A 12,908-nucleotide genomic window follows, 5' to 3' on the forward strand; every position below is an offset into this window, starting at 1 on the left:
CACCGGGCCCAACCTCTAAGGTGTCCGCATGCCGAGCGTCCTGGTCGTGGAAGACGACCCCAGCATCCGCCAGTCACTGATCGAGGTCCTGGCCGAGCAGGGGTACGCCGTGCGCAGCGCCGCCGACGGCTTCGGCGCACTGCGCGAGGTCACGCAGGCCCCCGTGGACGCGGTGGTCCTCGACCTCGGACTGCCCGACCTGGACGGCGGGGACGCCCTGCGCATGATCCGCGGCATCTCCTCCGTACCGGTGCTGGTGGCGACCGCCCGCGACGACGAGTCCGAGATCATCAGCATCCTGAACGCGGGCGCCGACGACTACCTGGTCAAGCCCTTCTCCGGGGGCCAGCTCCTCGCCCGGCTCGCCGCCGTCCTGCGGCGCACCGCCGGCACGGCCCCCGCCGCCGCGGTCGGCGGCCCGGCCGGACCCGCGCCCGCGCAGGCTGGGGACCCCCTGCGGCCCACCGTCGTCGGCGAGCTGGCGGTGGACCCGGGCGCGCGCACCGCGCACCTGGCGGGACGGGAGCTGCGCCTGACCCGCCGGGAGTTCGACCTGCTGGCCTTCCTCGCGCACCACACCGGCCGGGTCGTCTCGAAACGGCGTCTGCTGACCGAGGTGTGGCGCGAGCCCTACGTGGACGACCAGACCGTCGACGTGCACCTGTCCTCCCTGCGCCGCAAGCTCGGCGAACGGGCGGCCGCCCCCCGCTACCTGCTCACGGTCCGCGGGGTCGGCATCAAGCTGGTGGCACCGCGTTGAGACGTTCCCTGGCGGGTGTGGCCCTCGCCGTGACCTCCATGGTCGCCCTGTCCTTCCTCATACCGCTGGCCGCCCTGGTGATGTCGCTGGTCAAGGAACAGGGAGTGTCCGCCGCCCAGCAGCGCGGCGCCGCCCTGGCGCCGGTGCTCGCCCTCACCACGGACCCGGACGCGCTGCGCGAGGCCGCGGCCGGCCTGGACGCCGCGGACCACCTGATCGTGCACCTGCCGGGAGCGGGCGCCCCGGTCCGTTCCAAGGCTCCCCGCACGCTGCTCGAACGGGCGCAGCGGGGCCGGGAGTCGATCTCGCAGGAGGTACCCGGCGGATGGGTCTGCCTGCAGCCCGTGGTGCTGCCGGGCGACGAGGTCGCCGTCATCGAGAACTTCGTGCCCGAGGAGGAACTCACCCGGGGGGTGGCGCAGTCATGGGCGGTGATGTGCTTCCTCGCGGTGGGGCTGATCGCCGGCTCGGTGCTGGTCGCCGACCGGCTCGGCGCCAAGGTGGTCCGCTCCTCGAAGCGGCTCGCGCAGGCCTCGCGGGCCCTCGGACTGGGCGACCTCGACGCCCGGGTGGAGCCCATGGGCCCCCGGGAACTGCGTGACGCGGGCGTCGCCTTCAACGCGATGGCCGAGCGCATGAACGAACTCCTCGCCGTCGAACGCGAACTCGTCGCCGACCTCTCGCACCGGCTGCGCACCCCGCTGACCGCGCTCCACCTGGCATCGGAACGGATGGCGGGCACACCGGAGTCGGCCAGGGTCGAGGCGGCCGTCTGCGAGCTGGAGACCGAACTGCAGGCCATCATCGCCGCGGCGCGCACCCCGCTCGCCGTGGGACCCATGGGCCAGGGCCTGCTGGGTACGGAACGGGCCCCGGGAGGCGGGGCCGCCGCGGCGGGAGCCGGGGGACCGGGCAGCGAGGTGGCGGAGGTCGTGCGCCGCCGGACGGCCTTCTGGGCGGTCCTGGCGCAGCAGCAGGACCGTGCCTGCCATCTGGACGTCACCCAGGAGCCCACGGCCGTCGGGCTCCCGGACGACGACGTGGCCGCCGTGGTGGACGCCCTCATCGGCAACGTGTTCCGCCACACCCCGGAGGGGACCGCGTTCGCCGTCGGAGTCCGGCGCACGGCCCAGGCCGTGGAACTGGTCGTCGAGGACGGCGGCCCGGGCATCCCGGAACCGGACCGTGCCCTGTCCCGCGGCAGCAGCACCGGCTCCACGGGACTGGGCCTCGACATCGCGCGCCGGGCCGCGACCGCGACCGGCGGCACGGTGGGCGTCACGCGCGGACCGCTCGGCGGGGCGCGCATCGCCGTGACCTTCGCCCTGGCGGCCCCGCCCCCGTCAGGCCACCGCACCCGCCTCGCCCGCCGCCGCAGACGCTGAAGGCCACGTCAAGGGCGCACGACGATGGTGCCGGCCTTGCGGCCGCTGCCGACCCGGTGACGGCCCGTGGCGATGTCCTCCGGGCCGACGGCCACGACCTCCGCGCGCTTCACGTGCCGGTTCAGCCGATGGCGCCGAGGACCTCGCCCAGGTCGACGAACTTGAAGCCGGTGGCCTCGCGGTCGCCGTCGCCGGGGGTCTCCTTGCCGTCCTGGACGACCAGCAGGCCGTGCGGGTAGCGCGCGCCGAGGGGCGCGTTGAGGGCGGCCGCTCCGTCGCAGACCTCGGAGCCGTCGAGGCCGGCGGAGGCCGCGGTGATGCGGAAGGCGCCTTCGAACTCGTTGTGGTCGCCGCGTTCGCGGTCGTAGGCGACGAAGGTGTCGTCGCCCTGGCTAGAGGCGAGCAGGTAGCCGTCGCCGTCCGGCTCGGTGACCAGGGTGAGGCCCTCGACGTCGGCCGTCAGGCGCTTGCCGCCGAAGCCGGGGTCGGCGCCGGGCGTGCACTCCTCGGTCTGCGGGTCGTAGGTGCCGGGGACCCCGTACTCGCGGACCTTGTCGATCAGCTTCGGCGTGCCGGTGAGGCCCGCGTCGATGCGCCAGATGCCGACGTCCTCCTGCCCCGCGTACAGGGTGCCGTCCGCGGGGTCGACGACCATGCCCTCGACCTGCGGGAGCTCGCCCGGTTCCGCGCACGGCGCCCACGTGGTCCCGTTCGGCATGCGGAAGGAGGACGGCAGGTCGATCGTCCGCACCTGACGGTAGCCGACCGTGCCGGCCGGGGTGGGGAGCAGTTCGAGCAGGGCGATCCGGGTGCGGTTGCGCTGGCTGACCAGGGCGTAGGAGCGGCCGGTCTTCCGGTCGGTCCAGGTGGCCAGGCCGTAAGCGGTCTTCTGCTCGTTGATCTCCGCCTGGCCGGCGGAGAAGACCGGGCGCACGCCGGGGTCGGTGATGTCGGTGAGCGGGCCGCCGGGCCGGTCCCGGTCGATCCGGTAGATGCGCAGCCGGTCGTTGCCGCGGTCGCTGACCACCGCGACATCGGCGGGGCCGCGGGCCAGACGCAGGCCCTGGACCAGGTCGACGTTGTTGAAGCGGCCGGGAGCGTCGTCGGTGCCCGGTCCGGCCGGGGCGGGGATCGACTGCACCTGGCGCGCGTCCAGGTCGTAGACCCGCAGGCCGCCCTGCTTGGCGGTGGCGACCACCAGGCTGCGGCCGGGGTCGGCGGCATTGCGCCAGATCGCCGGGTCGTCCGCGTTGGCGTCCCCGCCGGCCTCGTCGTCGTACAGCGGCGCGGTCTCGGCCTTCGGCCGGACGCTGCTGATCGATGCGGCCTGTGCGGGGAGCGCGAAGGCGGTGGAGAGCGCCGTGCACAGCGCGAGCGCGGAGACGCGAGCTGACAGTCGTGTCGTCATCGTTCTTCCTTTATAGGGTGTTTGCCCTGATAAGGAAACTCTCGGGGGAGTGCTTGTCATGTACACGACCGAAGCCTTGCCGGTAGTTGAACTCGCCGCGAAACCCTGCCCGATGCCCTCAGTACTGCCAGAGGAACGCCGCCCAGCTGCCCGAGGACGTGGTTGCGGGGCCGGGCTACAGGGACGCGACGGTGAAGTGCCGCACCTGGAGCGGGGCCACGAGGTACTCGTCCTCGCCGGGCAGCACCACGGGCCGGTCACGCCAGTGCTCGCCGGCGTAGCCGACCAGATCCCGCTCGCTGCGCCAGCGGCTGACGTACAGCAGCGAATCGGGCGGTGCGATCAGCACCTCGTGGTCCACCAGCCCCGGGTAGCGGCCGGGGAACTCGCGCACCGCGGAGACGATCATGTCGTGGAACGCCTCGAACCGGTCAGGGCGTACGCGTGCCTCACTCACCCGTATGATCACGGACCTCAGGGTGCCACGCACCCGGACACGGCGCCACCGTCGCGGGAGCCTCACGCCCATGACGGAGACTCCGCTGCCAGGGGGTGTCCGACGGGCCCGGTGTCCGCATGCCGGTCCCGGTGTACGCCGGGGCGGCGTCCTCGTCATGATGGGCCCCATGATGCACAGCGACGACCAGCACACCGACTCGCCGGCGATGGCCCTGCTCAAGGAGGTGGGGGCGGAGACCGCCAAGCACTCCGGCGGCACGCTCCTGACCCACCTGCTGCGTGTCGAGGCGCTGCTCGCCTCGTGGGGCGCCCGACCCGTACTGCAGACCGCGGCACTGTGCCACGCCTTCTACGGCACCGACGGGCTGCCGCTGGTACTCCTGGAGCTTTCCGAGCGCGATCGCCTCGCCCGGGCGATCGGTGCGGAGGCGGAGGAGCTCGTGTACTTCTACGCCAGCTGCGACCGCGCGGCCTCCTATCCCGGCTTCGCCGCACCGGACGGTGCGGCGGTGACCTTCCGGGACCGGTTCACCGGTGAGGAGTTCACGCCGTCCTCGCAGCAGCGTCGCGACTTCGCCGAGCTCACCGTGGCCAACGAGCTGGACCTGGCCAAGGTGAACGAGTCGTTCCGCGAGCGCAACGGGGCGGCCCTGCTGGAGCTGTTCACGCGCTGGGCGCCCCTCCTGTCGGAGCCGGCCCGCCGCGAGGTGACCGCGGTCCTCGGCTGACCGCGCCGGCTCAGGCCGCCTCGATGGCGATCAGCGCCTCCCGCGCCGCCCCGAGCAGTTGCTCGTCCATCGGGATGCCGCCGTAGCGGCGGGGTGACGAGGCGACCTCGTGCAGTACGGGCAGGGCCGCCGCCGCCGGCCCGCCGATCGCGCCCAGCACCCGTACGCTCCGCAGGACCAGCGGATCCGCCGCGTGCCGGGCCAGCGGCGCGAGCTCCGGCAGCAGGGCCGCCACGGCCGGCGGCGCCTCTCCGGTGATCCGCCACCAGGCCTCGGCGGCGCCGGTCCGGCTCCACTGCCCGGGCTGCGTCAGCAGCGGCCGTACCGCGTCGGCGTGCGGGGCGGCCAGCGGCCCCAGGTCGGCCAGATATCGCAGCACCGCTTGCCCGAGGCCGGCCCGGGCAGCCGCCCCGCACACCCGCAGGGCGGGTTCCGGGTCTCCCGTGACGCGCCAGTACGCCCAGGCGGCGGTCTGCGCACCACCGTGCCACGCGTGCCGGCCCGGCCCGGGAGCGGCGGTGACGAGGGCGGCGAGCGGACCGGCCGCCCGCCCGGCCGCGGCGGTCGGGCCGATCGCGCCCAGCGCCTCCGCCGCCGCACGGGCGAACGGGGTGTCCAGCAGCCCGACCAGCTCGGGCACCGCCGGCGCGGCCACCGGACCCCACTCGGCGAGGGTGCGCAGGATCCGGGGGAACGCGTGGCTCTCCCGGCCGCGGTCGGCGAGCCGCCGGCGGAAGACCGGCAGCAGCCGCGGGGCCCAGCGTGCGGGCAGCGGGGCGACATCGAGCCAGTGGTTTCCCAGGCGTGCGGCGTACCAGTCGGCGGCCCTGTCGTCGCCCATGCCGACCAGGGCCCGCAATGCGTGGTCGGCGGCGGCCGCGTGGGCGGCGCCCCCGGACCGCTCGACGTGGCGGACCAGCGGGTCCGCGCACGGGGCCGCCGCCGCGCCGCCTCCGGAGAGGACCTCGACCGACACGGAGGCCACGTCGGGCTCGTCGTCGAGTCCGGCCGCGACCGTTGCCCAGAGCTCGGGCGCGGGGTCGCGCCAGTACCGCAGCCGCGCGCCGGCGGTGACCACGGCCACGCGGCGGAGGTCCGCGCTCCGGTGCCCGGCCGTCGCTTCGAGCAGCGCCGCGGACGCGTACGGGTGCGGCGCCGACAGCTCCGCGAAGCGGGGGACCGCTTCATAACCGAGGGGCCACCACGGTACGTGGGGGAGCAGCTGCCCTCCGGCGGCCGCCAGCCCACGGGCGACCGCACGGCCCGCGGCGCCCTCCGCCGTGCCCGTCCCCGCGCCCGGCGGGGCCAGGACGCCCCGCGCGGCGGCCAGCCCGACCAGCGGATGGCCGTGGTCCAGCCAGGGCAGGAGCCACTCCCGGTCCCCGGGGGAGAGCTCTCCGACCGCCAGCAGTTGGGACACGAGCGCCGTCGGATCGTCCTCCACGGCGGCACGCCGCCGCAGCGCGTCGAGCACGGCCGGCTCCGCGCAGCGGATCGAGCGCAGCACCCAGGCAGCGCCGGTCCGCACGCCCGCTGCCGTGTGCGCGACCAGCGGCAGCACATGCGGCCAGGCCCGCGTGAACACCTCGTACGTCCTGCGGTGCACGCCGACCGGGCTGAGGCAGGCGCCGTGACCGCGCCGGGCCAGGAAGTCGAGCGCCTGCACGAGACGGCGTTCGTCGAGCTGCGGGAGCATGACGAAGAGGTGCGCGACGGCGTGGGTGAACAGCGGGGTGTCGCTCTGCCAGCCGAGCTTGTCCTCCAACCGGCGCCACGACGCCTGGCGTTGCCCGAAAGTCACCAGTCCGCGCAGCAGACCCGGCAGCTCCTCCCGGCCCGCGGGCACCCCTTCCAGCACGTCCCAGGCCACCGGCCCGGCCCCCCGTTCGTCCATGCCGAAGATCCTAGATCGTCTCCTTCCGCCCGCGGCGGCCGGCGGCGGCCTTCAGCCCCGGCATACCGGTGGCCGTCGCGTCAGCGGCGTACGGCGGCGTGTTCGAGGACGGCGCGGACCTCGGCGCTGATCGCGCTCTCGTTGCGTTCGAACTCGGGGCCGGTCAGCAGCTGGGGATCGGCGGGCAGACCGGTGAGTACGGGAGTGTGGAGGTGGCCGCCGGGCAGGTGCGGGGCGAGTTCGGCGCGCAGCCGGTTGGAGCGGTAGGCGACCTCGTTGGAGAGGTAGCCGCCACCACCCCCGGCCACGGCGCGCGAGCCGGGTGTCGGGCCGTCGGTCCGGTCGACGGGGCTGGTGCCGCCTGCCGGTATCTCGGTCACATCGGAGTTGAGGAGGACCGGGTACGGGGTCTGGACGGCGGCCGTCACGGCGTCGGCGGGCAGTGTGGTGCGGATGAACTCCGGCCCCGGGCCCAGGCCGGGGGCGGTCACCGGGTGCTCGCGGGTGCCGCCGGACAGGGCGCGCACGTTGTCGGGGTACGGGTCGGCGGACCGTGCCCGCCCCGCCCAGTCCTCCAGGGTGAAGATGCCGGGGTAGCCCTGGCTGACGGTGGTGATGATGTCGGCCTGGGCGGCTCCGGCGGCCAGGCGGGGGGCGAACGCCCGCTCCACGATGCCGGCGTCGAAGTCGGCGTACCGCACGGGCAGGACGACGGCGCGGATCTCGGCCCGGCTGCCGTCGGCGAGGGTCACGTGGCGTCCGTTGAGTTGGAGTGCGGCCGATCCGGAGGGGTTGGCGCGGCGGATCTCCGCGTCGAGCCCGAAGGGGTCGAAGCCGCTGATGAAGACCCGCCGTACGCCGGGCGCGGCCCGGAAGGCGTTGTCGGCGAGGCCGCGGGAGGCGTCTTCGAAGCGGGCGCGGAGCGCGGCCCGGTCGACGGCGAAGGCCGGCTGCCAGCGGGCGAGCGCGGCGGTCATGGAGAGCCGCGCCCAGTACAGGGGGCGGTCGTCGCCGGACGCGAGGTCGCCGCCGGGCCGCTGTCCCTGGGCGCGCCGTACGGAGGCCTGCCACAGGGCCTGGCCCCAGGAGTCGAGGAGCCGTTCGGCTTCGACGGGGGTGCGTGTCGTGCAGAGGGCGGCGGGGAAGCGTCGTACGAAGTCCCCGAACCCGGCCCGCTCGACCAGGGCGGTGGTGCGGGGGTCCGTGAGACGTGCCTGTTCGGCGTCGAGCGGTACGGACGCCGGGGGACGGCAGGAAGGGGCGGCGTCTGCGGCGTGCGCGGGCGCGGCGAGGGTCAAGGGGAGGGCGGTGACGAGGAGGGCGGCGGCCGATGCCGCACGACGTAAGAACATCATGCGATGTGACATTACATAGCAGCCTCCACCCCCACCAGGCGCACCCGTCAGGACACCGGCCGGGGGCCGGGCCCTGAGTCCCTAGACCGATGCCGCACCGGTGATCCCGGTGATCCCGGTGAGGGCGCGGCGCAGGGCGGAGCCGTCCGGCGGGCCGTCCTGCCAGCGGGCGCCGATGTGGCCGTCGGGCCGGACGAGCAGCGCCCCCTGGGCGGACAGGCCGCACAGGCCGGCCTGCTCGCCGGTGAGGGCCTCGACGCGCAGCGGCCACGCCGGGGCGCTCTGCCGCTCCCAGCGGGCGGGGTCCGGCGTGAGCAGGGTGAACCATTCGCCGACCGCGTCGAGGGTGGAACGGTCGCGTGAGAGCCAGAGGTGCGGCATGCGGCGGCCGGGATCCGCGGTGGGGGTGTAGTGGGCATCCGACTCGGCCGGCGGGGAGTCGCCGTTGCCCTCCGCGAGGACGGCGGCGGAGCGGTAGGTGACACCGAGCACGAGACCCAGCTGCGCGAAGTACCGCTCCGACCAGGGCAGTCGGATCGTGCTCGGCGCCGCGCCGCTGGTCCGCAGCTGCTCGCGGCGCAGGCTCTGCGCCTGGAACATCAGGTCGGTGTTGGCCACCGCCTGGCGGAGCGTCTGGTGGGCGACGGGCTGCCGCTCCGCTTCGTACGTGTCCAGCAGGCCCGGCCCGGCCCATCCGCGGAGCACTCCCGCCAGCCGCCAGCACAGGTTGTGCGCGTCGGCGATGCCGGTGTTCATCCCGAGGCCGCCGATGATGGGGATCGCGTGCGCGGCGTCGCCGGCCAGCAGGATCCGGCCGTGGCGGAAGCGTTCGGCGACGAACGCGTTCATCACCCAGTGCTGGACCCGCAGCACTTCGGCGCGGACGCCGGCGCCGGGGCCGAGGGCGCGGGAGACGAGGCCGGCCCAGTCGGCGCGCTCCGGGTCCTCGGGTGTGGGTGCGAGCCAGGCCCAGCCCCCTTCGGGGTAGAGCGGCAGGAACGATCCGTGCGCGGTCACGTAGACCCCGGCGGGCTGGTCGGCGCACCACTGGCTCAGGTCCGCGTCGAACACGACGGTGGTGAAGGCCGCCAGCGCACCGGGACCCGTGGTTCCCGTTCCCAGCCGTTGCCGGACGGTGGAGTTCGCGCCGTCGGCGGCGAGCACGTAACGGGCTCGGACGCGGCTCTCCGTACCGCGTTCCCGGTCGAGGAGCAGCGCCACCACGCCGTCGGCCTCCTCGGCCAGGCCGACGACCTCGGCCCCGAACCGCGCCGGCGTGTCCGCCGCGGCGAGCAGGAGGGGCTCCAGCCGGTCCTGCGAGGTGACCACGCCGGTCACGGGGCTCTCGGGGATCGGCGCGTGGACCCCGACCATCGCGGCGGAGGCGAAGTCGGGGTCGTGAAGGGTGTCGCGGAACCTGACGCGGCCGAACTGCGGCGGGAAGGCGTTGGCGGTGATCCCGGCGGCCAGACCGAGCAGGCGGAAGACCTCCATGGAGCGCGTGTTGACGAGGCGGGACCGCGGAAAGGGGGACAGCTCCCGGCGCTTCTCGACGAGCAGCGTCCGCACGCCCCAGCGTTCCAGCAGCCCCCGCGCCGTGAGCCCGACCGGCCCGCCGCCGACGATCAGCACTTCCACCTCGTCGTCTGCCACGGACATGGGGACTCCTCCGGTGTGCGCGTGTGCCGGTTCCGGCACAACCCTTGTGGTGACGGGCCCGGATCCGGCCCTCGCGCAACGCTAGCCGCACGCACACCACCCGGACGGCGCAAGCCCGTTGTATCCGGCCAAGCCGTTCTCCGGTGTCGCCCGATGGGCGGGTCACCGGGGCAACGGCGGCCGGCCCCCCCGGCGCCTGCGCTACGTTCGCCGCCATGGACATCCTGCGCGAGAAGATCAGCCGCGGCTTCGACCTGCTGGACGCCGACGGCGACGGGGCCCTGACCGAAGCCGACCACGTCATCATGGGAGACCGGGCCGCAGACCAGCTCGGGTACGCACGCGGCTCCGCGGAGCACACCCGCATGGTCAACGCCTACGTCGCGGTCTGGCGCGATCTGCACGCCCCGCACGTCGGAGGCCCTGACGGCCGCCTGAGCAAGGGGGAATTCGTCACCGGCACCCTCACCCTGGCCGGCGACCCCGAGGCCGCCGCCACCACCGTCGGCGCGCTCGCCCGGGCGTTCTTCGCCATCGCCGACGCCGATGCGGACGGCCGGGTCAGCAGGACCGAGTTCGACGCCTTCCAGCGCAGCCACTTCCCGGCGATCGGGCAGGCGGACCTGGACGCGGCGTTCGGCCACCTGGACCGCGACGGCGACGGAGCCCTCGGCCCGGCCGAGTTCGAATCCGCCGTGATCGAGTACTGGTCCAGCACCGACCCCACCGCCCCGGGCAACTGGTGGATGGGACGGCCCGACGCCCGGAGCTGACATTCCCCCTCCCCTCGGTCAGGGCTGCCCGGCCTACTGCCCGGTCTTCGTGGGCACCAGGTCGAAGCGGTCCTCCTGGTACTGGAAGAGCAGGCAGTCCTCTCCCTTCTCGCAGCCGCTCAGATGCGGCTTGCCGGCGGGCAGGCGGTAGTAGGAGCCCGCCGGGTACTGGACGCGCCTGCCGTCGATGTCCGCATAGAAGGTGCCCTTCAGGACGACGGTGGGGAGGTCCTCGCTGTGGACGTGCGGCGGGTTGTCCTTCCCGGCGGGGAAGGAGACGAACGCCTCGTAGCTGCCGCTCCCGGCGAGGTCGCCCCGCACGTTTGCGTACTTCACCCCACCTGTCCCGGGGAGTTCCTTCCACGTGCGGCCGGGTGCGGGGAAGGAGAGGAACTCGGAGCCCCCCTTCTGCGCGGCCGGGCCGGCGGCGACGGCCGTCTCCTTGCCGTCCGGGCCGTCCGCGGCCGCGGAACCGGGGGAGCAGGCCGCCAGCACGGCGATCGCGGTCATGGAAGCGCCGATCGTGCTGGTCTTCCTCACCAGGGCACGCATGGATGTCTCCTCAATCAGGGGAATTCCCGGGCGCACGCCGAAGGCCGGAAAGCCGGTTCACGCAGACGTGCCCGCATGGCGGGACCCGGTGTTGTGTACGGCCCCCATCGTGATCCAGGGGCCACCGGGCCCGCCATGACGATCTCCCGGCAGATCCGGACACGCCGGGCGAGAGGGAGCGGCACCCGTTCGGGGCCGAACCCGAGCGCCGGTACGCGCGTGCTTCTTGCCCGCATTCACGACGCGCTCGGCGTGAGCATCTCCTCTATGCAGCGGCGCAGCCCTTCGCAGGAGTCGACCGGCGAGATCCAGGGCACCTGCTGGAACAGGTCGCCGTGTCGACGGGTGCCGGGGTCGGTGAGGAGGGCGCGGAGCTCGTCGGGGGCCGGGGCATCGACCAGGCACAGCCAGGCGAGGCCCGCGCCGATGCGGACATGCGGTGCCCGGTCAGGGTCCGACCACAGCTCCCGCACCCAGTCGCGCGTACGTACGTCCCGCTGCTCGCGGGCAAGTTGCGCGATCGCGAGTATCAGGCCGACCTGGACCGCCGGCTCGTCCTCCACCACCAGCCGCTCGTGCAGCGCGCAGGAGATGCGGGGCACCTCACCGGTCGCCAGCGCCAGGACGGAGGCGGCCGCGGAGCGGACCTTCGGATCGGGATCGGGGAGCAGCGAGAGCGGCAGGTGCAGGTCGCTCGTGACGGCATCGCGGGCGGCTTGGACCGTCCAGTCCACGGGGCACTCCACGGGCCCGACCAAGAGCGGGTCCTCGGCGACCTGGAGCAGACCCTCACGGCTACCGTCGCCGAGGTGCTGGCAGCGCCCGCTCACTGCGACCAGTGTCAGCGTGTCCGCCCGGAGCGCGGGGTGTCCCGTCGCGGCGATCCGGAGCAGGAACGGCACTGCCAGAGCGGCCACCTCGATCGTGCTGCCCTGGTGGTGCAGCGTCGTCCAAAGGCGCCACAGCGCCCGGCCGGCGGCCTCGGCGTCCTCGGAGGCGAGCATCCGGAGGAGACCGGGTACTTCGGCGCCCGTACCGTAGAAGTGGGGGAACCGTTCCCAGGGGATCTCGTCGTACCGGAACTCGTCCCTGGCCTCCCGCGGAACCGCGGCCAGGACCGTGCGCACGTCACAGTCCGTGCCCACCCATGCCTCTGGCCACTTGCTCCAGCGGTCATCGTCCGCAGCCCGCTCCTCCGACACCACAACGCCTTCCACCTCGCCGACCGCGCGCTCCAGGACGACGTCCTTCGGTTCGCGGGTCGAACGTCACCTGCTCCCGCCACCGTCCCGGACGGAAACCGAGATCCTAACGGCCGACGCCTTCACGCGACGCAGCCAAGGGCCCCAGCGTGGCCGTCCACACGTCAGGACGGACTGCCGGGACCCCCTCCGCCCTCGACATTGGCCACCATCCTGCGCAGTACCTTGAGCGCGGCCACGTACTCCTCGTCACTGATGCCCTGGTGGACCACGGCGCGTACCCCGACCACCAGTTCACGGAGCCGCACTCTGGCAGCCTCCCCGGCATCGGTGAGGTGCAGGCGCTGCCGGCCGTCGACCCCGAGCCATTCGCGGTGGAGCAACTGGTCCACGACCCTGGAGATCTCATCCGGCCCGTCGGCAAGGTGCGTCAGCTGAGCGACGACCTCCTCGCGGCTCGGCGCCGCAGGGCCGCCGTTCACGCGGTTGAGGACCCAGTACTGCGGCTGCGTGACGTCGATCCTGGCCATCGCATCACGCAGGTGCCGGGTGACTGCCGTATGGGCCAGGCCGCTCCAGTAGCCGACCGGCTGAGTGGCCAGCACGTCATCGGTGGCGGCCGGGTTCGCCGGCGCCTGGTCAGTGGCGTTTCCGATCAGTTGCATGATCGCGACGCTATATTTCCCCGGCGCGCCGAACAATCCGGAATGCGGCCTTCAGTACCACTCCTCCC

12 protein-coding genes are annotated in these 12,908 nt (G+C 74.0%); 4 read left to right on the forward strand and 8 right to left on the reverse strand.

Annotation, left to right across the window (positions count from 1 at the left end; translation table 11 throughout):
- Nucleotides 1-28: 28 nt before the first annotated feature.
- Both AC07A6_RS25250 and AC07A6_RS25255 read left to right on the forward strand, forming a co-directional pair.
- Complete coding sequence (locus AC07A6_RS25250; protein WP_478778627.1) at nucleotides 29-760, forward strand: response regulator transcription factor; 732 nt, start codon at nucleotides 29-31, stop codon at nucleotides 758-760.
- Complete coding sequence (locus AC07A6_RS25255; RefSeq protein ID WP_362460298.1) at nucleotides 757-2,145, forward strand: HAMP domain-containing sensor histidine kinase; 1,389 nt, start codon at nucleotides 757-759, stop codon at nucleotides 2,143-2,145. The genes AC07A6_RS25250 and AC07A6_RS25255 overlap by 4 nt, the downstream gene beginning before the upstream one ends.
- A 121-nt stretch (nucleotides 2,146-2,266) precedes the next feature.
- On the opposite strand, the gene AC07A6_RS25260 is transcribed toward AC07A6_RS25255, so the two are convergent.
- Together AC07A6_RS25260 and AC07A6_RS25265 are read right to left on the reverse strand one after the other, a co-directional pair.
- Nucleotides 2,267-3,553 carry a phytase gene (locus AC07A6_RS25260; RefSeq protein WP_478778628.1) on the reverse strand — a complete coding sequence of 429 codons (1,287 nt, stop codon included), beginning with the start codon at nucleotides 3,551-3,553 and terminating at the stop codon, nucleotides 2,267-2,269.
- A gap of 175 nt (nucleotides 3,554-3,728) precedes the next feature.
- Nucleotides 3,729-4,010 carry an antibiotic biosynthesis monooxygenase gene (locus AC07A6_RS25265; RefSeq protein ID WP_478778629.1) on the reverse strand — a complete coding sequence of 94 codons (282 nt, stop codon included), beginning with the start codon at nucleotides 4,008-4,010 and terminating at the stop codon, nucleotides 3,729-3,731.
- 169 nt (nucleotides 4,011-4,179) lie between these two features.
- Here AC07A6_RS25265 and AC07A6_RS25270 point away from each other — a divergent pair, with 169 nt between their 5' ends.
- Nucleotides 4,180-4,740 carry a DUF6817 domain-containing protein gene (locus AC07A6_RS25270; RefSeq protein ID WP_478778630.1) on the forward strand — a complete coding sequence of 187 codons (561 nt, stop codon included), beginning with the start codon at nucleotides 4,180-4,182 and terminating at the stop codon, nucleotides 4,738-4,740.
- Between the two features lie 10 nt (nucleotides 4,741-4,750).
- Here the strand turns inward: AC07A6_RS25270 and AC07A6_RS25275 are convergent, their stop codons facing one another.
- The 3 genes from AC07A6_RS25275 to AC07A6_RS25285 all read right to left on the reverse strand — a co-directional run bounded on the left by AC07A6_RS25275 (nucleotide 4,751) and on the right by AC07A6_RS25285 (nucleotide 9,648).
- Nucleotides 4,751-6,634 (reverse strand): hypothetical protein, encoded by a 1,884-nt coding sequence (locus AC07A6_RS25275; RefSeq protein WP_478778631.1) that lies wholly within the window; start codon nucleotides 6,632-6,634, stop codon nucleotides 4,751-4,753.
- An 80-nt stretch (nucleotides 6,635-6,714) separates the two neighbouring features.
- Nucleotides 6,715-7,986, reverse strand: a complete 1,272-nt coding sequence (locus AC07A6_RS25280) for a pyroglutamyl peptidase (RefSeq protein WP_478778632.1) — start codon at nucleotides 7,984-7,986, stop codon at nucleotides 6,715-6,717.
- Between the two features lie 84 nt (nucleotides 7,987-8,070).
- Complete coding sequence (locus AC07A6_RS25285) at nucleotides 8,071-9,648, reverse strand: FAD-dependent monooxygenase (RefSeq protein ID WP_478778633.1); 1,578 nt, start codon at nucleotides 9,646-9,648, stop codon at nucleotides 8,071-8,073.
- Between the two features lie 215 nt (nucleotides 9,649-9,863).
- Here AC07A6_RS25285 and AC07A6_RS25290 point away from each other — a divergent pair, with 215 nt between their 5' ends.
- On the forward strand, nucleotides 9,864-10,421 hold the full coding sequence (locus tag AC07A6_RS25290; protein WP_478778634.1) for an EF-hand domain-containing protein: 558 nt from the start codon (nucleotides 9,864-9,866) through the stop codon (nucleotides 10,419-10,421).
- Between the two features lie 33 nt (nucleotides 10,422-10,454).
- Here the strand turns inward: AC07A6_RS25290 and AC07A6_RS25295 are convergent, their stop codons facing one another.
- The 3 genes from AC07A6_RS25295 to AC07A6_RS25305 form a co-directional block, all read right to left on the reverse strand.
- Entirely contained in the window at nucleotides 10,455-10,973 is a 519-nt protein-coding gene (locus AC07A6_RS25295) for a cupin domain-containing protein (protein WP_478778635.1), read from the reverse strand.
- A 236-nt stretch (nucleotides 10,974-11,209) separates the two neighbouring features.
- Complete coding sequence (locus AC07A6_RS25300) at nucleotides 11,210-12,100, reverse strand: hypothetical protein (RefSeq protein WP_478778636.1); 891 nt, start codon at nucleotides 12,098-12,100, stop codon at nucleotides 11,210-11,212.
- Nucleotides 12,101-12,339: 239 nt separating this feature from the next.
- On the reverse strand, nucleotides 12,340-12,840 hold the full coding sequence (locus tag AC07A6_RS25305) for a MarR family winged helix-turn-helix transcriptional regulator (RefSeq protein ID WP_478778637.1): 501 nt from the start codon (nucleotides 12,838-12,840) through the stop codon (nucleotides 12,340-12,342).
- Between the last annotated feature and the right edge of the window lie 68 nt (nucleotides 12,841-12,908).

This window comes from Streptomyces sp. NPDC044002 (assembly GCF_056434525.1).

Excerpts from the sequence above, each read along its gene's own strand:
- AC07A6_RS25250 (WP_478778627.1), top strand. The coding sequence starts at position 29 with ATGCCGAGCGTCCTGGTCGTGGAAGACGACCCCAGCATCCGCCAGTCA.
- AC07A6_RS25260 (WP_478778628.1), bottom strand. The coding sequence starts at position 3,553 with ATGACGACACGACTGTCAGCTCGCGTCTCCGCGCTCGCGCTGTGCACG.
- AC07A6_RS25270 (WP_478778630.1), top strand. The coding sequence starts at position 4,180 with ATGATGCACAGCGACGACCAGCACACCGACTCGCCGGCGATGGCCCTG.
- AC07A6_RS25275 (WP_478778631.1), bottom strand. The coding sequence starts at position 6,634 with ATGGACGAACGGGGGGCCGGGCCGGTGGCCTGGGACGTGCTGGAAGGG.
- AC07A6_RS25280 (WP_478778632.1), bottom strand. The coding sequence starts at position 7,986 with ATGTTCTTACGTCGTGCGGCATCGGCCGCCGCCCTCCTCGTCACCGCC.
- AC07A6_RS25285 (WP_478778633.1), bottom strand. The coding sequence starts at position 9,648 with ATGTCCGTGGCAGACGACGAGGTGGAAGTGCTGATCGTCGGCGGCGGG.
- AC07A6_RS25290 (WP_478778634.1), top strand. The coding sequence starts at position 9,864 with ATGGACATCCTGCGCGAGAAGATCAGCCGCGGCTTCGACCTGCTGGAC.
- AC07A6_RS25295 (WP_478778635.1), bottom strand. The coding sequence starts at position 10,973 with ATGCGTGCCCTGGTGAGGAAGACCAGCACGATCGGCGCTTCCATGACC.
- AC07A6_RS25305 (WP_478778637.1), bottom strand. The coding sequence starts at position 12,840 with ATGCAACTGATCGGAAACGCCACTGACCAGGCGCCGGCGAACCCGGCC.